Here is a 21,064-nt window from a genome sequence, read left to right as displayed (position 1 = left end):
ACCTCGGTAAATTTTAATCGTCCAGTTCCACGCTTTCGATTTGTCCGTCTGCATTTACCGTCCACTCGATTTCAACGCCATTATTTAATCCGAGCTTGTCTTCATCTTCAATGACTATATGATCAGGAATCGTTAAGGTTTGCTCTTTACCGCCCTCCACTTGAACGGTAATCTGTTTATCCTTAACCGCAGTGATCCTTCCGTCATATTCAATCTGCTGCAAAACAATCTTTTGATTCTGATCTGTAATGGTAACCCGCTTGCCACCGTCGCTTAACAGTTCAACCTTTTTATGATAGCTATCTTTTAACGAAACATCCTTGATAACTCTCTGAATGCTCACTCCCTCTGGAAGTTCCCCAGTATTTGAACCGGGTGACGCAGATGTCATGGGTTGTTCTGTTGCGTTATTCGTAGGCGCAGGTGTAGTAGCTTCTGCAGAAGGTGCTGTGGTTTCTACTTGAGCCGTTGGAGTAGCCACTTGAGTCTCATCCGCTGCTTTAGTGCATCCACTTAACAATACCGTACATGCACAAATACAACAAAGAATTGTAGCCCTGGTAAAACGTTGTGTTGTTCCTTTATTCGATCTCATCTTTTACCCCCGCATTTTAATGTATTTTTTTCTCTATAGTGGACATAGTTTTACCTCTTATCTTCCTTTTATTCACCAGAATATGGCCATCTGAAAGCAACAGTTAGATAACAATTCATGAATATGTCAAAAAACCGCCCTGATTTAGATCAGTGGCGGTCTCCATGAAATGATGAGATAAATTAGATCTTATTAATTTACAATATGTGTGCCAGCCTGTTGGCTCATCGCAGCTTTCATATTTTCCGGATTAGTAATGATAACTCTACGTCCCTCTTTTTTCAAAAAGCTAAGACTTGCTTCAATTTTAGGCTGCATACTGCCAGCAGGAAAATGACCCTGCTCCGCATATACCAACATTTCTGCCGCTGTAACTTCTTCAAGAGCCTTCTGCTCAGGCGTACCGAAATTCACACATACCTGAGGAACTCCTGTTGTAATGATCAGCGATTCTGCGTCGATCTGTTCGGCCAGCAGACTTGTAGCAAAGTCTTTGTCAATGACCGCATCGATACCTTCGTAGGTATTATTTTCGGTTTTGATCACAGGAATCCCGCCTCCGCCAACAGCGATCACCACATAACCCGTCTCAATGAGTGATTTAATGACGTCCTTTTCAACGATATCAATCGGCTTAGGCGATGGAACAACACGGCGGTAACCACGACCTGAATCCTCAATGATGACCCAATCTGGCTTGGCACGCTTCATCTCCTCTGCTTGCTCAAGCGTGAAGAAGGATCCCACTGGTTTTGAGGGAGACTGAAAATTCGGATCATTTTTGCTAACCTCGACCTGAGTAATGACTGTGGCAACCTTTTTGTCTAATCTGCGATGAATGAATTCATTTGTTAAGGCCTGCTGAATTAAATAGCCTATGCCCCCTTGCGTGCCCGCCACGCAATTGACCAGCGGAGTAACATCCATTCCAGTGACTTCCGAAGCCACCTCGCTTCGTCTCAGCTCGAATCCAACCTGTGGACCGTTGCCGTGAGTAACCACCACATCGTTGCCTGCTTGCACCAGATCAGCGATATTGACAGCAATTTCACGTACTGCCTCAGATTGATCCTCTATAGAATCGCGGCCATTGTCTTTCACCAATGAATTACCGCCAATGGCTACAACTATAAATTTACTCATTCCATTCCTCCTGACGGATCAGTTGATCCTCATTTATTAGCGTTTAAGGGCCAGCTGAAATTGTTCCTTCGCGGAGTGAAAATCCGGATTGGCAGGATTATAGCTGATAGCAATATCTATTTCTTGAATGGCCATTTCATGATCACCAAGTAAACCAAGTGACTGTGCCTTATGATGATGATATAAAGGATTGCTCGGATCGTTAGCAATTGCGTTCTCAATCGCCTCAACTGCCTCTTGATGCCGGCCAAGTGATCTCAAGCTGTTCGCCTTATGGAACGAGAAATCATACCGTTCAGGCTGCTGTTCCAGAAGCTGATCCATAACTTTGACCGCTTCCTCATGCCTGCCCAACTCTCTTAAATAATTGGATTTATGATAGCGGAAGAAGCTTTCGCCAGGATCGCGTTCTATCGCTTTGTCATACTCTGCTAATGCTTGCTCGGATCGCTTCATCATTCGGTAGGCATTTGCGGTATAGAAATAGAAATCAAGGTCATCCGGATCAATAGTAAGTGCCTGTTGATAGGCTGCCAGAGCTTCGTCATATCTCCCGAGTTCCCCTAAGAAGTATCCTTTATAGTAATAGAAATCTGAATTATTACTGTCCACTTGCATTGCATGTTCCATAACCAAACTTGCTTTCCGGAAATCCTCTGCCCGAGCTAGCTCTTGAGCGCTTTGAATACTTGGATGAATCGTTAGCTTTTCTTTATTGAGAATACGGATGACCCTCTCCTGACCCAGCTCTTCTGCATGCTGCAACGATGATTTTCCGTCACGATCCGGCAAATGAACATCCGCTCCAGCATCCACCAACAACTGAATAATATCGGAGTATAAACGGCCACCATTCCCGAGAATTACTGCCTCCAGCAAGGCAGACCATCCCAGATTGTTCATATGGTTAACTGCAACACCTGCTTCCAAGCATTTCTGAACAGTTCTTAGATACCCCTTCTCGCTGGAGGGAAGCAGTGTAGTTCCCCCAAAACGATTTACACTGGTTGTATCCGCACCTGCGGCAAGAGTTAAAGACAGAATCTCATGAAATCCATTGGCACCGGCACACAGGTAGGGTGATAACATAGTGATATCTCTTGCATTCACATCACTGCCTGCTTCAATCAGCTTTTGAGCGAGAGGAATATGATTTTTTTGCGTTGCCGCCATCAGCGCAGTACGACCACTGGCATCCTTATGATGAACATCGGCACCACGAGCCAAAAGCTGTTCTACGGCAGCTAAATCCCCGCGATCCGCTGCTTGAATTAAATCTTCTGACAGAGTTTGATTAGTCATGGCTTAGCTCTCCTATTTCTTTTTATCAATTATTTATTCGGATTGCAGCTTGTTCGCTGGGTCACGAAGGTCTGAAAAATGCTTATAAACAAATAATCCTGCCACCATCAAGTAGGCGTATACGAACGGCATAAGTGAAGCTTGAGCAAATCCAACAGTCGGCGCGTGAATGATTCCAAATAAAGATAGACCAGACGCGATTACAGCAAAGACAGCAGCCCGCAGTGGTTTATTCAGGATAGAGAAAATAGTGATGGAGCCCCAAATCAAGCTGCTAAGCGGTGCACCATTTCCTAAATGCATCAGGCCGTTGTAATAAACCCCTTTGCTTAATAAGAGATCAATCCCCACCTTGGAAGCCGAAGTTTCAGCCGCATTAAAAATGTTGTTCGCAAGCGTTAAAGCCCAGTTGGCGATCCATGGGAACAAGGTGATAAAGATAACGGGCACTTCATTTTTAGGTGTCTCTCGAACCACCTGATTCGCCGTAACGACCCCGACATAGACCAGAATCGGAACAATCGCCACAACAGGTATGATAGACAACAGCAGTGCTCCTATGCCAAAGAGACAAATAATTAACATGGAGAAACCAGAAGCTATGGTATAACCAAGTCCAGCCCCAATAGATTTCCAGCCTGCATGACCAATATACACAGTTACTGGGAACGGATTACCTGTAAAAGCACCAATACTTGAAGCAACCCCATTCGTTAGCATAACGTTACGAGTGTTATAAGGGTCTCCGGCAGCATGTGCGCTCTCAATATTTTCAAGGTCAAAAATATAATTCGCCAGTCCCAATGGAATTGCAGAAGCCAGGTATGGCAAGGCATGCGGAATCCCTTGAATTAAGCTGGTAATATGCACCTCAGGTGGATTAAACCCAAGTGTTGAAAGAGCCGTTGTGATCGCTTCTGGATTCTGCAAGCCGAATATCCAAGCCAGCGCGGTTCCAGCAATCAGCAGCAGAAATCCTGTAGGAATTTTTTTGAATATCGGCGATTTGCCAAACCAGTTAATAAAGATGATCACAAGTACAACAAAAGCAACCACTGGTGTTTCGAAGGATTGTAGCATCGGGTTCATGGCCAGCAATAACAATCCAAGTCCAGATAAACAAGATAAAAGTACGGTTCTTGGAATAACCTTACGCAGCACATCTCCCAGAAATGAGCCGACAATAAGGATCAAGGCTTCGAACAGACACCATACGAGACCAATTTGCAGCGCAAATGATGCATCATTGGTTTCTCTAAATACGGGAATTAACACTAGAAAAGTTACCGTAAAAATCGATGGAGCACTAGGTCCTGAAGGTAATGCGGTTATATCCGTTCGGCCTGTTTTTTTGGCTAGCTGATATCCAAACCAGCCATAAGCAATACTTGCGATAAAAATCGCGAGTCCAAACGCAGGAACGACCCTGCCGTAAACCATACCTTCCGGAAATCCTACTACAAAAATTAACAGTGAAATCATCGTAAGCAGATTGGTTAAATTGTTAGCAAGCAGCCCGAAAAACGCGGCCCAATCTCCCTTTTTCCAGAACATCTTCATAAATACTTGATCCATAATAAATCTCCCCCTAGATCGTTAGCGCTTACATACCAATGGCTTATGAAGCCCTCAGACCCTTGAATAGGCCTGAAGGGCGGGTGGTTCTATGAATGCATGCTCTGGCTAAAAGCGAGAATGGCTTGCTCGAAACACTCGATTGGAGGATGAGTGATTCCGGCTCCAATCATTCCGATGCCCGGATCCTTATGGGCAATAGCCGTGTTGATCACTGGCATAATGCTGGTTTGACCCACTTTACGAATATCGATTCCAGTAGGAATTCCGCGGAAGTTCAACAAAGGAATCGTCACATTTGGATTCTCCGTCGTAGTGATTTCCTTCATTTTCACAGAATAGTTCATGGCATCATCTACGGTTCCCCCAACTAATGCTACAATCGCCGGCGCGGTTGCCATGGCGAAGCCACCTATACCATACGTTTCGGTAATCGCACTGTCTCCGATATCGAGTCCCGAGTCTTCCGGCTTATACCCTGCAAACATCGGTCCGACAACCTTTTGCGCAGGACCGGTAAACCAGGTATTGCCTGGCATTCCACTGACACGAATACCAAATTCCACGCCATTGCGGGCCATCGTTGTTACGATGGTGCTATGCTCGATGCCATGGGCAGCATCAAGTGCACATTTACAAAGAGCCATCCAGGTTGGTCCGGAGAAATAATCACTCATTGCCACAAAATCGAACACTTCGATTTTCTGCTCATTGGTATAATCCGTTCTCAGGATAAGCGGCGTTAATGCCTGAATCAAAAGAGTCGTTCCAGCGTTGTTGCGGTTATGGCATTCATCTCCCATATGAAGCGCCTGTGATAACATGAGCCGCAGATCAATGCCGTTCTCAGAGAACTTCATCGCCTCACGCAGCATCGGTCCAAGCACATCTCTCATCCAGATCAAACGGGCAACGACCGTTTCATCGTTTGCACCCATCCGCAAGATTTTCGACAGTTGCTCACTAAGGTTCGTATAAGCGATGTTGCCATACGTTTTATTCTCTACAATGTGCATAAACATAGAGGCTGAGGTTACTCCTGCCATGGAACCCACACAATTATGCTCGTGACAAGGGGAGAACGTAATCTCACCTGATGCCGCTAGTTCGGCAGCTTCATCGAGATCCTTCGCCAAGCCCTCAAAGACCAAAGCGCCGGTAACTGCACCTTTCATGGGACCACTCATCTTATCCCAAGTAATCGGAGGTCCTGCATGTAATATCGTAGTCTTAGTCATCCCTGGTACGACGTTGATCGCTTGGTCAAAACCAACCAATACCGGTTGTGAATTCACGATTCGCTCTACAGCCAGCTTGTTGGCAGCCTCAATCTTTGCAGCAATCCCCTCTTGCTCTAACGCATCCAGTGCGGCAATTAATTCGGGCTTACCTCCACCAGGTGGCTTCCATTCCAGATGGGTTACGTTGCCTTTTTGCTTCAGGATATCATCCTTGAACATTTCTAGGCCGACATTGATAACGTGAAGTTCACTCTTAAATAACTCATTAATTCTGCTCATGTTATACTCCCTTCTCTACAAAACCTCTGGCAAGAAGTCCTGCATTCGTATTACTGCTTGCATAGGTAACGCCCGCGGATACCAGCTTATCAAGCTGTTCTTGGACGGAAGGTGTATCCAGATCGGTTCCAAGTACATAGCCGACGATCTCCAAATGTCTGCCTTCTTGTTCCGCTGCTTGCTTAGCCTCAATAATTGCAGGCACCATAACACCTACTGGATCCTCATGTGATCCATAGCCTAATACAAAATCCATAATGATCACGCCCACCGCCGGGTCCTTCGCTTCCTGCTTGAATCTGGCAATCCGTGAAGAAGGATCAATCATCGGATGTGGTTTGCCGTTAGTGAACCCATCATCCCCAAAGTCAATAAACGTATGCGCTTGGCTGATATGGATATCACCCAGCTGATATTCTGGATCTTTTGGAATGTTGCTATAGACATCGTCGTATTTCTCCATCGCTAGATACATTGCTTCATCACATAAAGTACCGCCGCAGAATAACCCACGAATATACTTCTGTTCTGGCTTCAGCTTGACCTTAATCTCTTCAATCAGCGGAAGGTTTAGCGGATGCTTGTCAATTTGGCTCTCATCGATGCCGGATAGAATTACCGCCTTTAGCGCGGCTTCTTTGGTTGTTTTGGCAAAATGTCCACCTGCCTCCAGAACAGCTTCCTCCGTTCCTCCGATAAAGCAGACTACGACAGGCTTATGCATATTTTTGATTTCATTCAGCACTTTTTGTTCCACACTTTTGGCTGGTGGCTTGGAAATCAACACAATGACCTTAGTGGCTTCGTCTTCGTTAAGCGCTTTCATAGCATCAAGCATCATTACTCCGCCGACACGTTCACTTAGGTCTCTGCCGCCTGTGCCAATCAACTGTGAGATGCCTCCGCCAAAATCGTGAATCCGCACGCTGATTTCCTGACTTCCTGTGCCGGATGCACCCACGATGCCGATATTGCCTTTACGAACTTTATTGGCAAAACATAAGGCCATATTTCCAATGATCGCGGTTCCGCAATCCGGCCCCATCATCAGCAATCCACGTTCATGTGCTATTTTTTTCAATTCAATTTCATCTTCTACGCTTACGTTGTCACTGAACATCATGACATGGAGATTATTCTCCAGCGCTTTTCTTGCTTCTCTGGCTGCAAACGCTCCGTTGACTGAAATCACTGCAAGATTAGCTGCTGTCCTATTCTTCACTGCCGACTCAATTGTTGGATATTTAAGCTCTGTACCGCCAACTGCACTGTCTTTTTTAATAAACAGCTCTTCGATTGCTCCAAAGGCAACTTCAGCCAGCTCAGGGGATGCTGCTTTGATTACGATCATCAGGTCACTATTCTTAGCTTCCTCTAGCTCAGGGGTTATCAGCCCTACATTCGCTAATACCTCTTTATTCATTTGAGTAGCCATTGCGATAAAAGCTTGTTCGACACCCTCTATTTGATTCGCTTTGGTCGACAACGACATGAGCGAGACGGAATCAAAGTATGTGTTTCTTTTAATTACTATTTTAGTCGACATATCTTACCTCCAACGTTGTTCTAGATTAAGATCCAAACCGCTAATGATCCCCAAGGCAATATCTGTTCCGGAAGAAGAACCTATATCCAGCACTGCCGATAAGCCAAGAAGCATATTTTCCTTACTCTCATACATGAGCGAATGCAGCATCTGACCCATTGACTCTCTCACCTGACCCCAAGCCGCTTTTTTCAGAGCCATATAGCTTATTTCATTCGTTAATTCAGCTGCTTCGTTCACGACTTCCCTGCACCACGGCTGGTATTTACTAATAGGACTCTGAGGCAGATGGATCACAGCAAACAACCCAACTAAAAAATCATCTCCCGACGGAGTCAGACCTGGGCCTAATCCCATTAGTCGAATTGCATAATGAGCAGCATCTTCCATGCTGTCATTCGCCAAGGCATTCAGAAGACCTGAAGATCGCTCTTCCAGCAGCCGCATCGTTTCTCTCTCAAAGCAGCTAGAACCCGCAAACTGCTTCATACCGCCTGGTTTTCCATAGCTATTGATATAAGCTTTTGCCACAGCCAAATTATCTCTTAGCGTCTTTACTTCTTTTGGAAAAATAGATAGAGAGCTCTGCCAAACTGTCAGTTCCTTGATCGATATTGAAAGCTTAGTGCCAATATATAATTGATCATTCTCCGCAAAAACTTCTTCTCCCACAACCAGTCCAAGAACCGAAAAACTACTAACCTCTGTAATCAAAGTATTAGGCGCATTATCTACCCTACTACTCGCAATGGTATATAATTCATCAGTTGCCTTGCACCTTACATTTATCGTCCGCTCAAATATGCTGTGTATATTTCCGAAAAATCTTGATTCTCGAATCCGATGAAAGAACGCGCTATCACTGGATATCCCAGCTTTTAAATAAGAGGTACACTTGCTCTGAGAATACTCCGTTTGATCGCCCCCTTGAGAAGGAAGTAGATAATGGTTTGGTCACTTATTGTCAGGTTATCCTATATAGAAAGCGTTCTCATAAAAAAACCGTAACGGTTGATGATGAATGATAGAAGATGTTACACTCAGTTCATAAAATTCCAAGAATGATGAAGATTGAGCTGCTTTCTGTGTGAAAAAGGATATTTTTGTGAAATATATCACAGTTTAACGGATAAACGTTACCTGACACCCTTATTGTAGTCCTCCGTACACTGGGGGTCATCATACAAGAACACTAAAAACAACAAGTAATCACTATGCACATTGCACAATGGGTGAAGATGAGAGGTGTGAATTGATGTTAACGATAAAAGATATCTTACAAATCAAATCCATCGAAGGCATAAAGATCGTTGCGGGGCATTCTGGCCTAAACAATCAAATCTCTGTAGTTAATATCATCGAGAATCCGGACGTATTTGACTGGCTGACCTCGAACGAGCTGCTTTTATCCACCGGATATATCTTCAAAGACAGCACGGAGCTGCAGAACAAATTCATTCATGAGCTGGTGGAGAATAACTGTGCAGGACTCTGCATCAAAATGAAGCGATATTTCGAGGCTATCCCGCAGAACATGATCGAGCTTGCTGATAAGCATGGACTTCCGCTACTGGAGCTCCCTTTTGAATACACCTTGTCCAGAGTCATTGCGATCATTAACGAAAAGACCAACGCGGATTACGATGCAGTGAACCGACGCTCGCTCGACCTTCATAATGCGCTGTTCAAAATCGCGCTCGAAGGCGGCGGTATTGAGCAAATATCGGCGGAATTGTCCGACACGATCCATAACCCTGTTCTTATATTAGATAGAGACTGGAACCTACTCTGCTATACAGATCATAAGGATAACCCATCTCCACTTCAGGAATTCCTGCCACTGGTGAAGAACAGGCCTGTTTTTCCAACAGAGTTCACGGTAGCTTTCCCAAAGTATATTACTGAAATCAAAAAATCCATCAAACGCACCTACTATTCTCAGGGTCAGCCGTACAAGTGCTGCATTATGCCGGTTTCTGTGTCCAGTAACGCTTACGCGTATATCGTCGTTCTGCAAACGGTACGCAAGCTGGTTGAATTTGACTACACCGCACTAGAGCATGTATCCACGATGCTTGCACTGGACCGGATCAAAGCCAAGGAAATCGAAGAGGTAAAGCATAAAATTAGGCAGGACTTCTTCGACGACTTATTAGCTGGCAATATTACTTCAACAGAAACACTGCATTCCCTGTCTGCTATGCATGGGCTTAAAGTTAACTATGCGTATTACTGTACAGTTATCCATATTGAAGCTACACAGCTGGAAAACTACACGGACATGGTTTATAGAAAATATGAAATGGAGCATATGGTCAAAAAATGTGTCAATTTGATCTATGGCTTGTCCAGTAATGCAGGTGGAGAGCTAATCTGTTACTATCGCAATCAGCAAATCATCATCTTGATCGGCAAAAATGAAAATAAACCGCCAATTTCCGTAAGCGATACGAAAGCCTTTGCTCAAGAGGCGCTGCAGTTGCTGGCTCAGGAAATGACTAAAAATCATTTTCTCATCGGCATTGGCAGTCAGTATAAGACACTTGCTTCGCTCCATCGAAGCTTCTTCGAGGCCCAGGAAGCTATGCGGCTCATGCAGCGGTTTAATAAAGACAGCCGGAGCATTGCTCACTTCGAGGATTATTCTGTCTATCATTTTCTGGATTCCAACATTAAGCCTACGGAAATGGAGACATTCTTTAACAAAGTTCTGGGAGGCATTCATGAACATGACCAGACGATGAACACGAGATTCATGTCTACCTTGGAGTATTATTTTATGTACAATCAGAATGTAACCGAAGCCGCCAAAGCGATGTTTATTCACCGCAACACCTTTATTTACCGGATTGATAAAATCAAAGATTTGCTAAATATAGATCTGAAAAACTCTGATGAGTTATTCGAGATTCAACTGGCACTTAACCTCTATCGATTGCTGCAAAGGGGTTAAAATAACGAAGGGTATTCCCGGCAACCATTACTCTAGTTGCACTGGAATACCCTTTTTTTCATAACGTCATAGCCCGTCCATATCTTGCTAAATATTCTTCCTTCTCCTTATAATCCGGCATTAGGCTTCCAACCCGTCGCCAAAAGGAGCGATCATGGTTCATATGCAGCAAATGACATAACTCATGGATGATCACATAATCGATAACCTCCACGGGAGCCATGGCCAGACGATAGTTAAAGGTTAGTTTTTTATCGGAGCTGCAGCTTCCCCATTTGGTCCTGGACTCTACAATCTCGATACTCTTAGGTTTTACTCTAAGCTGCGTCTGGTACCTAGTGATCCGCTCTCCTATAAGCTTCTTGCAGCTAGAGAAATAGAACTTTTTCAGCTTTAACTGAAGTTGTTCTTCACTTAGCTCCGCTGTCTCTATAAGCTCATGCAGAGAATAATATTTGCCTAGATACAGGAACTTTCCTTCATCTTCGTACGCTCTGATCATCTTTGGCGTTTCACGAGCCGCTTCGAGACTTTGCAGCTTCTCCACAATCATTTTGCCATTACGCTCAACCACACTTTTAATCGTCTCTTCAGATGTTTTCTTAGGTACCTTGAGTGTTATGCGCCCTGACGAATCTATATGAATGGAGATTTTTTTCCCGTTTCCATATTGAACATTAAACTCGATCACCTGATTGTCGTAATCAATCTTCATACCCACCATCGTTTCTATAAGATTATTCGCAATAAAAAAGAAGAACGCACCTAGGCGTTCTCCTATTTTAACACGATTCCTCAATACACCGGATATCCCGCTACAAACATTGCCAAGTAAAGTATACTACCCACAACAGATATAACAGTAAGTGCAACATCCTTCGGCTTTTCATTAGTAAGCGCAACGGCTGCAAAAGCTAGCGGAAAGGCAACAAGCAAATAACGCGGGGCTGACAGCAGCCAGGTAGCTCCCACTACGAAAGCAAAATACACGATAAAATAAGCAGTATAGGATGGCCGTAGTTTTCTTGCTCCCATAAACATGATAATTAGTGCTGAGAATATAGCGATTAAATTGGGCAGCCACATGCCGAGAAAAGAACGGCTATCTCCACTTTTAAAGGTGCCCACCGCATATTCCATCTGATATCTTACGGTATCGAAAAAGAGATAGAACTTCTGTGACCAATGCTCCCTCTGGTAAATACTGAACTGAAAAGCATTTCCCGTAACATAGTAGTTGATGTAAAGATAAGCCAGCAAACCCATCGAAATGATAGCAAGACAACCAATGGCGGTGGTCAGCTTATGTATAAACGCTTTTTTATCTAGTAATTTATAATTCCCTATAAGTTCCCGTGCAAATTCAATCGCAACCGGTACAATCAACAGCACCCCTGGAGAACGCGTATACGCTGCGAGTGCACCGCATAAACATCCGATGAGCCATTCTTTTTTTCTCACAAAATATAAACACAACAGCGATAAGGCCAGAAATAGAGATTCGGTCATTGGGATGAAGAAAAAGAACGCAGCCGGAAATATAAAAATATACTTCACTACTCGCATAGCACTCTTTCGATGCATGTCTAGTGCGGCAAGCTCATAGGCGACCAAGGCAGCAACAAGCGAGCAAATATTAGAAACGATGAATCCAGCTACGAGATAATTCCCTACGAATACTTGAACTACTTTAATTAGATTTGGAAAAAAAGGAAAAAAAACAATATGGTATTTCGGATCTCCCTCCGTCACATACCAATTCTCCGCGATGCCCAAATAATGTGAAGCGTCGATCCCCGATATATGCCAGGTCTCAGCTATTTTGTTAAACAAACCACCGGAATAGCCATTCTGTATGATCAAAAATATATACCCGATAATCATAAGCAAGACCCTACTAGCCACTACCCAGCCGATAATATATAGCCAAGCCTGCTTTCTGTCCCGTGTTTTATTCTCCAAAGTTACTTCAGGCGCTGGATTTGTCAGAACAAAATCTGTCAAAACAGGTATAGTACGGAGTCCCAATAATATAAAAAGTACGAAACAGGCCACGGAAGCAAGGGTACCCATCATAGTCCAACTAGTGGTCGAGTTTACCCAGAAAATAGCCGTCACCATCATAATGAACATGAAGATGAAGGAAAGGATTTTGTCGTGCTTTTTCATTTGAACCTCCAGAGATAAATTCTTACAATAATCTAGTTAAAAAAGGAAAATATTACGCATAGAAATATAATAGTCTCTGGAAATTTTTTTGTAAATCATTTCTTAGATCATCATAGATTCTAAAAAAGCCTATGCACTGAAATGCATAGACTGTATGTATAGCACTATTTTAACAACTCTAACACGCCTTGAGGCTGTTGATTAGCTTGAGCCAACATGGCTTGTGATGCTTGAGATAAGACATTGTATTTGGTAAACTTCATCATTTCCTTTGCCATATCCGCATCTCTTATTCGTGATTCAGCTGCTGTTAAGTTCACTTCGTAATTGGTTAGGTTATTATGGATATGTTCTAATGCATTTTGATACGCGCCGTACATTGAACGCTTGGATGAAACGGTATTTATAGCTTTGTCTATTTTCGAAATCGCTAATTCGGCACCTTGTCTAGTTGAAAGATCTATATCCGCAATTCCCAGAGCAGTAGTTCTAGCATCTGTTAATTTAACAGCGAAGTTATTCCCAGAGTTTGCTCCCACCTGAAGATTTACTGTTTTGTAATCATATGTGGTACCAGGGTTTGATCCGTAAGATACATTGAAATTGGTTATCCCAGTTGTAGTTGAAAAAGTGTAACTTCCGTCATCATTACTAATAATGTTATTTAATCTATCCGTAGAGCCCCCACCATTTAGATTAACATTAGCCAATTCATTTCCCTGTGGATCAAAAATGGAAAGACGATAATTATTATCTACTATTCCTCCAACGATGTAATTCCCATCTTTCATTTCTGTAATGCTAGTAAGTTGACTGGAGTTGGAAGTTTCATTTGAGATATTCTTCTCCCATAATACGTTTCCACTACTGTCTAGTTTATAGATTAATCCACTAGTTTTAGTAGAGTCGTTATAAGAACCAACAATTATGGCCCCTCCATCACTGGTTGCGATGGCGCGGTAACCTTCATCATCCCCAGCAGCACCGACTCGTGTGTCCCATAACGGATTTAAGTTACTATCATATTTCACAACCCAGCTTGACTTATCGGTATAAGAACTGTTTAGTTTGAGACTTGATGAACCAATAGCCAAATAACCGCCGTCAGCAGTTTCAATAATAGAATTAAATTCTTCGCTTCCATAGCCAACAGGATTGGATTGTGAAGAACCCGCTATCGAGGTGGATTGTTGCACACCACTACTATTAAATTTAGCCATAAGGCCATCCCAATTTTGAATACCGGAACCCGTCCCTGCCACAATAAAGGAACCGTCACTAGTCTCAATTACTTCATTCCCCATAATGGAGTAGACGCCAGATACCCCTGTACTCCACTGCTCCTTCAAATTCCCATCCCATTTAATTATATTTATCCTTTGATCGGAAATTGCCCCTGCTGAGAAATCATTTCCTAATAAAATATAACCACCATCACTAGATTCCTTAATACTATACACATCCATATTAGGAATTGCTTGTGACCAAACCAGATTACCCATACTATCTAATTTGAAGGGATTATTACCGGGAATTCTTATTCCGACGTAACCTCCATCTGAAGTCTTAGATAAATCTCTGGCAGGTATGTTAGCTGTCCAGTTCGTACTTATATTGCCCTGTACTGGCGTAATATTCGTGTTTACTTCGAGGTCATTATTCAATAAATGAATTCCATTAAATTGAGTGTTATTAGCAATATCATTTATCCCAAGCTTTATCTGCTCAACTTCTTTTTGAATCAATGTTCGATCAAAATTTGTTAAGGTATCACTTGAAGCCTGTATTGCAAGCTCCCGTAGTCTTAGCAGATTAGGATCTTGTATAGTTCCAAGTCCACTCTCAGCAGTCTGAATTAGTGAAATACCATCCTGTGTATTCCTTGCTGCCTGAGACAATCCACGAATCTGTGCTCTCATTTTCTCAGAAATTGCCAATCCTGCAGCATCATCTGCCGCTATATTTATCCGAAGTCCAGAAGATAACCTCTCTTGTGAACTTGTAATAGATTTATTATTTTTATTTAATCTGTTCAAACTATTTAAAGACGTGATGTTGTGACCGATTCGCATTTAATCACCTTTCAATTGTTAGTATCTTCTATATCGGATAGTCCTTAGTAATTTTTTAGGTCAAATTACCCGTGTCTTAAGGCCTCGCCTTAAATTCCTACCGTCCCCCGCTGAAAAGTTGAATATTCACATACTAAAACGGCGATCTATCACCGGTTAAGCACCGACAACAGATCACCGCTAAAATTCTGACTAGATCATTATCATTCAAACGGATAAATCCAGAAATGCTCTGTTCCAAACCGAGCTTGGATCTCTTTATCATTTAAAGGTTTGCTGCCCAACAGCTCAGCAGCTTGGAATTGGGAACGATGCGCCTGAATGGACGCCATCTTGTGCTTGAGGAAATCTCTCACATCATTGATAACCTTTGGCTCCCCAATCTCTACAATATTATTAGCAAAAGCTATACAGTGAACAGGAGGTCTTTCTTCCTTCGGCAATCTTGCAACGGTTCGGATCACTGCAGCTCCAGTAGCATCGTGATCAGGATGAACGCTGTACCCTGGATAGAAAGTGATGATTAGCGAAGGTTTAAGCTCTTTCAAGAGCGCATCAATCTGCCCATCGAGCAAGACTTGATCTTCGAATTCTATCGTCTTGTCGTGAAAACCAAGCATTCTTAAATCCTGTATGCCAATAGCCTCGCAGGATTCCTCCAGCTCCTTCTTACGTATTTCCGGGAGGGTTACCCGATTCGCAAAGGGCGGGATGCCCATATTTCGGCCCATTTCTCCAAGCGTTAGGCATGCGTAGGTAACTTGGGTCCCATTTTGTATATGTTTGGCAAGGGTTCCTGATATACCGAAGGCCTCATCATCCGGATGTGGCAAAATAACAAGAATATGTTTTTCCACAGAACTCTTCATCTCCTCTTCCATTAGAACGGCTCTCGGCTTAATTGTAACGATACGATCAGTTTGCCTTGAGCATCATGTCCAGCCATAATCAATCTGCCTGTCTCACTCTCTTCATAGTGAGTTAGCCCTTCCGAATAAACCCAGCCCTGCGACATTTTTAAGCCGACCCGATAAGGACCGTTGCCGGAAATCGAACCATGGGAATATCGAATAATAGCATTGGTAATAAAAGTAGCGGCTGGATGCTTCGAACTATCTAAATGGGCAGCGTAGGCTCCCGTTGTCATCTCAAGATGGATATATAGATCCTGATCTTTAAGCAGGTCGATCCTATCTTGTACTTCCGATTGATTGATTAGCTGCAATGTTGCGCCTCCGTCTCTGACTGAATATATACATACAAAAAATAAGATCCATACCTTATAGAAGGACGGATCTGTTATATGATAAGCGGGTCCGTATTTCTTTTCAAAGTATAACGTGCAATGCTATGTAATTCAATGGATAGAGCGATCCCCTCCAAGTGTAACAGTAATGGACTGGCTTTTTACTGTTCACCTGAAGGGGATAATATCACTAAGAGGTTATGCAGTTTATATTAGATCACAAACTGATCTAACATCTTTACGATGACTTCACGCTTTACAGGCTTGCTGATATACTCGTCCATCCCGGCAGCTAGACAATTTTCGCGGTCACCCTTCAAAGCATTAGCCGTGACCGCGATGATGGGCGGACATTTCTCTTGATGCTCATCTCTTAACATCTTCATAGCCTCTATGCCGTTCATAATGGGCATGTGAAGATCCAATAAAATAAGATCAAAGGGTTCTTTCCGTGCTGCTTCAACCGCATCTATGCCGTTTGTTACGGCGATAACGCTGTGACCCATTTTTTCGAGTATTTTGGTCAGTACTAGCGCATTGATAGTGTTGTCTTCAGCAAGTAAAATTCTTGCTTCACGTGCGGTATGAAGCTTGTTAATGTTAGCCTCTTGGCGAGGGATTACCACTGATTTCTTGGGCTTGATTGTGAAGGTAACCGACGTACCGCTCTTGCCGTCACTCTCCGCATAGATCTCACCACCCATCATTTCGACAATTCTGCGGCTGATGGCAAGGCCAAGCCCCGTACCTTCATGTCTCCGCATCATAAAGCTATCCACCTGCTCAAACGGTTCAAAAATATCAGTAAGTCGATCAGGATCAATTCCAATGCCAGTATCGGTTACCGTAAAGGCAAGCAGGGAGGGATCTTCCTTTACAAGCCTAACTTTTACCGATATGCTGCCCGCCGGTGTGAATTTCACAGCATTGCCTAGCAGGTTCAAGAACACCTGCTTCAAGCGTTCCTCGTCACCGTAAATAAATTCCGGAACGTCATGATTTATGATGCTGGTGAGCTCCAGATTTTTTTGTTCAGCTTTTATTGCGATAACAGAAAAGCTGTCCTTGAGGCAAGTTCGCAGATCGAATGTATCCTCTTGCAGCTCGCTACGGCCTGCCTCAATTTTTGAAAGATCAAGGATATCATTGATTATATTGAGCAGGATTCCTCCGCTTTTGCGAATGATTTCTACATATTCACGTTGTTCTTCATTAAGCTCTGTTTCAAGCAGAATATCAGTCATGCCGATCACCCCGTTCATGGGAGTGCGAATTTCATGACTCATCATAGCCAGGAACTCACTTTTAGCTCTATTCGTGGACTCTGCGGCTTCCTTAGCTAGCGACAATTGCCTTTGCTCGGAAATGTCCTTGCATATAAGGTAAAATCCGATATTATGATTGTTCACATAAATGGGTGCAATACTGGTGAGCACTTCAACTACTTCGCTTTCCTTAGTGACAAGCTTATTGATATACTGCTCAACCGTATTATCGTAAAGGGCTCTTTCCAGAATGCGCTGGACATTCTCTTCTCCAATCAGACTTGCAAGCTTCATCCCGATCAACTCGGACTCGATGGCGTAGCCCGTTATCTTTTCAGCCATACTATTGGTGTTAATGATTCGACCATCAAGGTCAAAGGAAATGACGGCGTCATGGTTGTATTTTTTAAGCGACGTATACCGTTCAACAGACTCCTGAAGGCGTTGCTCGGATTCCTTTTGCTTTGTAATGTTAACGATTTGGCAAATGAAATATGCTGGCTGATTCGACTCGTCGCTGAATAAGTGGAGAGTAAGCTGTCCCCAAATATAATCTCCATTTTTTGTGATAAACTGCTTTTCCATCTGCAATCTTGTTTTCTCACCCAAGAGTGCCTTTAAATCATGAAGGTTGCCGAAATCTTCGGGGTGAGAAAGGTCTTCTAACCGCATACCCTCAAACTCTTCAGTGGAATAACCAAAAGTCTGTTCAAAGGCCGGGTTTACGGTCAGAATCAAACCATTTGGCGCTAAAAGGGCGATCCCAAAGGAGGCGTGATTAATCACCTGTTGGTTGAACTGTTCCTGGTTTAGATTTACGCGATGCATAGCGACCTCCATGGATGATGTGATTTTTGCGTGAAAAAATAGACCTTCTAATTAGAAGGTCCTATTTATAGCTTATAGTCTAATTTACCCACTTTGTTGTTAATTGAATCCGTTAATTTAACGGGATCGAATAGAACACTCTGGACCCCTTATTGTTCGTATACCAAATGATTTTGTCCCCACTAATAATAGGACTGCACTCTGATAAGGCAAAATACTTGATCGTTTGGATGTCGCTAGTAGCTTTTCCCGCTCCATCTATAAGAACATATTTCAGGTCAACCGGATGATTCTCTTTATCAAACTCCTGCCACAGCACCATCATTTTGTCGTCTGTGATTTTTACTAGTTTAGGGATGGACGCGATCAGGTTCGTGCCTACATATTTAGCCAAGGTGATGTGATTCACCGAAGTACTGCTCAGGTTGGACTTGGGCAACACACTAAGCATGACATCCCTTTGGTCCGTTTCTAAACCCACCATCTCATAAGATGTATACTCTTTGACTAGTGAATGATCTACCGAATTCATAGCGACTATATAGTTCGCCGAGGACAGCTCAAATCCGCCTATAGAAACACCCGTCGCGTTCGCTCCGATTTTGCCGGGAATATTAAATAAGTCTACTTCGTTATAACTGGCTCCGTCTCCTTTATTCAGAACAATCGAACGAGGATAAGCGTCACCATGATCGACTAGAACATGCGTAGCACCATCAAACAATACATATTGGTCAAAAGAGTGACTGACATGATTCTTCTGGAATCTTCCCAGATCATTGGTCACGGTCATGGATTTAGTATTTACGATAATGGTAAGCTGGGATTGATGATTTAATTTATCTTCTGTCGTGTATCTTGTACGTGAGGTGTGAAATACAAGCGTATCTCCAGCCTCAGCCATACTACCGGAGCCTGAATCAAACGGGCTAACGGTATAGCTCTCCCCACCCTTTATGGAGACACTGTCTACTCTATTGAAGCTTTTATCATAACGGACAATACGAATGACTTCTTTGCTATCATTCTCTTCGCGGTTCTCTTGGCCAAAAGCAATATAGTTATACTTCTCCCCACTATAGAAACCACCAAACACCGGAAGCTCAAAAGGAATGCTCTTATTGCCTGTTAGTTCGTACTTCTCATTGTACGTTTCAATCGTAAACTCTTTGTTCGCCTCAATGACACTTACAGTCCCATCCTTATTATTCACAAGATAAGAAGAGGCCGTACTTTTCCATCTAGGAAAATAAGAAGATTCCCCGTTACTCTCAACTACAGCCGCCGTCTTTACCCGGTAAGCATGATCTGGGATTGTGGAAAATAACGATATGCGATCAGACTGAACGTCAAATTCGATATCAAACGGGATTTTGCCCGCCAAATCTCTCAACTGAAAATAATTGTTATCATCAATATTGTACGCCGTAATAGACTGCAACTGTCCATTGACCAGCACCTTAGAGTTGGAAAGCGTAGCTGCATAATTTCTATTGCGGCTATAATAGTTACTCGTAGTTTTCTTTTCGGGCGTATAAGCTTGTCCAGTTATGATCTCAATCGCATTGTTCGCTTTATTCCAAGTGATATCAAACTGGCTGCTCGTTCCCGAGAAATACTCTGCCAAATCGCGTAGTCTGAAATAATTGTTATTCGATATGTTGAACCCATTCAGGTTCCGCTGTTCTCCATCAAAATATGTACTGCTCTCTGTTACCTTAGCCTTCACCGTATTGCCCGCAAAGGTTGTAGTGCCGAGCGCTGGTATAACCAGTAATACAATTAGCAAAACACTAAAAATCCTCTTCATCCAACTTTCCCCCATTTATATATAAATAACAATACTATAATTTTTATCGGTATTTTATTCGTATTCCTCCACCACATAACTTACAAACGCCAAGCGCTTACTATCCGGAGACCACGAATTCACGTTAATCGTACCTTGTCCTCCAAACAATTGTACTAGTGTGCGATAATCTCCTCCCGTGCTTGCCATCAATCGAATCTCAACATCCTTATTCGCAGGGTGATCGCCAGGATCTACATCTCCTTTGCGGTAACTCAAGTAGGCAATCGTCTGCCCATCTGGCGATACATGCGGGAACCAGTTATTACTCTCATCAAAAGTCATCTGTGTTTGCTCAGTGCCATCGGCATTCATTCGCCATATCTGCATCAGCCCTGTACGCACCGAGTTGAACCATATATTTCCCCCATCTGGTGAATATTCAGGCCCATCATCCAGCCCAGGCGAATCCGTCAGTTGTACCTCTACTCCCCCGTCTACTGGAATGGTATAAATATCATATTGACCATTGCGCTCTGCACAGTAAGCTAACTCAGCACCGTTTGGAGACCAACCATGTAAATAACTTGGAGCATTCGGTGTAACTAGAACCGGTTCGCCACCCTCCATGGGAAGAATATATATACGAGATTTACCATCTTCTTTCGTATGGTGACTAATTGCGATCTTAGTGTTGTCAAAAGACAGAACATGATCGTTATTACATTCCGCAGCAAACCCCGAGTCAATTTGAACAAGCTCACAGGTTGCGATGTCGAACGAATAGAGACAACCTCGACTATTATAAATAAGACGCTTACCATCGCTAGTCCAATTGGGTGCCTCGATTAAATAATCAAATGAGCGGAGGGCAGTACGCTCCTTAGTCTGTACATCTACGATTTCTAATGTGCTAATCACTTTCATTGTCCTCTCTCCCATCGTTAAAATATGTACATAACCCACTTCGACAGCTATTCTAAATCCCCTTTCTTTCTTGGTAATACAATTATAAAGACAAAAAGATCCGCCTCGAAGAGTTCACTCCTCAAGGCAGATCC

Annotated in this window: 16 protein-coding genes; 1 reads left to right on the top strand and 15 read right to left on the bottom strand. The window is 43.1% G+C overall.

Going from position 1 to position 21,064, the window contains the following annotated elements; translation table 11 throughout:
• Positions 1-13: 13 nt before the first annotated feature.
• The 7 genes from NYE35_RS04145 to NYE35_RS04115 all read right to left on the bottom strand — a co-directional run bounded on the left by NYE35_RS04145 (position 14) and on the right by NYE35_RS04115 (position 8,395).
• Positions 14-595, bottom strand: a complete 582-nt coding sequence (locus NYE35_RS04145) for a hypothetical protein (protein WP_038568773.1) — start codon at positions 593-595, stop codon at positions 14-16.
• 192 nt (positions 596-787) lie between these two features.
• The gene (gene arcC / locus NYE35_RS04140) at positions 788-1,738 is read right to left on the bottom strand and encodes a carbamate kinase (RefSeq protein WP_076105343.1); all 951 of its coding nucleotides are present in this window, start codon (positions 1,736-1,738) and stop codon (positions 788-790) included.
• 36 nt (positions 1,739-1,774) lie between these two features.
• The gene (locus NYE35_RS04135; protein WP_076272155.1) at positions 1,775-3,040 is read right to left on the bottom strand and encodes a tetratricopeptide repeat protein; all 1,266 of its coding nucleotides are present in this window, start codon (positions 3,038-3,040) and stop codon (positions 1,775-1,777) included.
• 33 nt (positions 3,041-3,073) lie between these two features.
• Positions 3,074-4,615, bottom strand: a complete 1,542-nt coding sequence (locus NYE35_RS04130; protein WP_036684876.1) for a hypothetical protein — start codon at positions 4,613-4,615, stop codon at positions 3,074-3,076.
• A gap of 89 nt (positions 4,616-4,704) precedes the next feature.
• Positions 4,705-6,135 (bottom strand): YlbE family protein, encoded by a 1,431-nt coding sequence (locus tag NYE35_RS04125; protein ID WP_094903001.1) that lies wholly within the window; start codon positions 6,133-6,135, stop codon positions 4,705-4,707.
• A gap of 1 nt (position 6,136) precedes the next feature.
• A complete protein-coding gene (gene fdrA, locus NYE35_RS04120; protein ID WP_094903003.1) occupies positions 6,137-7,681 on the bottom strand; it encodes an acyl-CoA synthetase FdrA in 1,545 nt (514 codons plus the stop codon).
• A 3-nt stretch (positions 7,682-7,684) separates the two neighbouring features.
• Positions 7,685-8,395, bottom strand: coding sequence for a DUF2877 domain-containing protein (locus tag NYE35_RS04115; RefSeq protein WP_081393414.1), 711 nt, complete (start codon positions 8,393-8,395; stop codon positions 7,685-7,687).
• A gap of 541 nt (positions 8,396-8,936) precedes the next feature.
• Between NYE35_RS04115 and NYE35_RS04110 the strand changes: the two genes are divergently transcribed.
• Positions 8,937-10,634: a PucR family transcriptional regulator gene (locus NYE35_RS04110; RefSeq protein ID WP_094903007.1), complete on the top strand. Its 1,698-nt coding sequence runs from the start codon at positions 8,937-8,939 to the stop codon at positions 10,632-10,634.
• A 58-nt stretch (positions 10,635-10,692) separates the two neighbouring features.
• On the opposite strand, the gene NYE35_RS04105 is transcribed toward NYE35_RS04110, so the two are convergent.
• The 8 genes from NYE35_RS04105 to NYE35_RS04070 all read right to left on the bottom strand — a co-directional run bounded on the left by NYE35_RS04105 (position 10,693) and on the right by NYE35_RS04070 (position 20,930).
• A complete protein-coding gene (locus NYE35_RS04105) occupies positions 10,693-11,349 on the bottom strand; it encodes a M48 family metallopeptidase (protein ID WP_038574107.1) in 657 nt (218 codons plus the stop codon).
• 80 nt (positions 11,350-11,429) lie between these two features.
• Positions 11,430-12,803 (bottom strand): hypothetical protein, encoded by a 1,374-nt coding sequence (locus tag NYE35_RS04100; protein ID WP_076272151.1) that lies wholly within the window; start codon positions 12,801-12,803, stop codon positions 11,430-11,432.
• Positions 12,804-12,967: 164 nt separating this feature from the next.
• Positions 12,968-14,875, bottom strand: a complete 1,908-nt coding sequence (locus NYE35_RS04095; protein ID WP_076272150.1) for a flagellin N-terminal helical domain-containing protein — start codon at positions 14,873-14,875, stop codon at positions 12,968-12,970.
• Between the two features lie 203 nt (positions 14,876-15,078).
• Positions 15,079-15,732 (bottom strand): bacillithiol biosynthesis deacetylase BshB2, encoded by a 654-nt coding sequence (gene bshB2, locus NYE35_RS04090; protein WP_038574105.1) that lies wholly within the window; start codon positions 15,730-15,732, stop codon positions 15,079-15,081.
• Between the two features lie 23 nt (positions 15,733-15,755).
• The gene (locus tag NYE35_RS04085) at positions 15,756-16,100 is read right to left on the bottom strand and encodes a YojF family protein (RefSeq protein WP_036684865.1); all 345 of its coding nucleotides are present in this window, start codon (positions 16,098-16,100) and stop codon (positions 15,756-15,758) included.
• 233 nt (positions 16,101-16,333) lie between these two features.
• Positions 16,334-18,214, bottom strand: a complete 1,881-nt coding sequence (locus tag NYE35_RS04080) for a PAS domain S-box protein (RefSeq protein WP_076098697.1) — start codon at positions 18,212-18,214, stop codon at positions 16,334-16,336.
• Between the two features lie 112 nt (positions 18,215-18,326).
• A complete protein-coding gene (locus NYE35_RS04075) occupies positions 18,327-20,024 on the bottom strand; it encodes a hypothetical protein (RefSeq protein WP_094903011.1) in 1,698 nt (565 codons plus the stop codon).
• A 54-nt stretch (positions 20,025-20,078) separates the two neighbouring features.
• Positions 20,079-20,930: a TolB family protein gene (locus tag NYE35_RS04070; RefSeq protein ID WP_254924621.1), complete on the bottom strand. Its 852-nt coding sequence runs from the start codon at positions 20,928-20,930 to the stop codon at positions 20,079-20,081.
• Between the last annotated feature and the right edge of the window lie 134 nt (positions 20,931-21,064).

This window comes from Paenibacillus sp. FSL L8-0494 (assembly GCF_038003695.1).
Taxonomy (GTDB): Bacteria; Bacillota; Bacilli; order Paenibacillales; family Paenibacillaceae; genus Paenibacillus_AQ; species Paenibacillus_AQ odorifer.
Note: the sequence above shows the minus strand (reverse complement) of the source record. Positions and strands in the feature narration are given on the sequence as shown.

Bases quoted from the DNA above. Each gene is read 5' to 3' on its own strand.
- NYE35_RS04135 (WP_076272155.1), bottom strand. From the start codon at position 3,040: ATGACTAATCAAACTCTGTCAGAAGATTTAATTCAAGCAGCGGATCGC.
- NYE35_RS04110 (WP_094903007.1), top strand. From the start codon at position 8,937: ATGTTAACGATAAAAGATATCTTACAAATCAAATCCATCGAAGGCATA.
- arcC (WP_076105343.1), bottom strand. From the start codon at position 1,738: ATGAGTAAATTTATAGTTGTAGCCATTGGCGGTAATTCATTGGTGAAA.
- NYE35_RS04080 (WP_076098697.1), bottom strand. From the start codon at position 18,214: ATGCATCGCGTAAATCTAAACCAGGAACAGTTCAACCAACAGGTGATT.
- NYE35_RS04105 (WP_038574107.1), bottom strand. From the start codon at position 11,349: ATGAAGATTGATTACGACAATCAGGTGATCGAGTTTAATGTTCAATAT.
- NYE35_RS04070 (WP_254924621.1), bottom strand. From the start codon at position 20,930: ATGAAAGTGATTAGCACATTAGAAATCGTAGATGTACAGACTAAGGAG.
- NYE35_RS04095 (WP_076272150.1), bottom strand. From the start codon at position 14,875: ATGCGAATCGGTCACAACATCACGTCTTTAAATAGTTTGAACAGATTA.
- fdrA (WP_094903003.1), bottom strand. From the start codon at position 7,681: ATGTCGACTAAAATAGTAATTAAAAGAAACACATACTTTGATTCCGTC.
- NYE35_RS04075 (WP_094903011.1), bottom strand. From the start codon at position 20,024: ATGAAGAGGATTTTTAGTGTTTTGCTAATTGTATTACTGGTTATACCA.
- NYE35_RS04100 (WP_076272151.1), bottom strand. From the start codon at position 12,803: ATGAAAAAGCACGACAAAATCCTTTCCTTCATCTTCATGTTCATTATG.
- NYE35_RS04130 (WP_036684876.1), bottom strand. From the start codon at position 4,615: ATGGATCAAGTATTTATGAAGATGTTCTGGAAAAAGGGAGATTGGGCC.
- NYE35_RS04125 (WP_094903001.1), bottom strand. From the start codon at position 6,135: ATGAGCAGAATTAATGAGTTATTTAAGAGTGAACTTCACGTTATCAAT.
- NYE35_RS04145 (WP_038568773.1), bottom strand. From the start codon at position 595: ATGAGATCGAATAAAGGAACAACACAACGTTTTACCAGGGCTACAATT.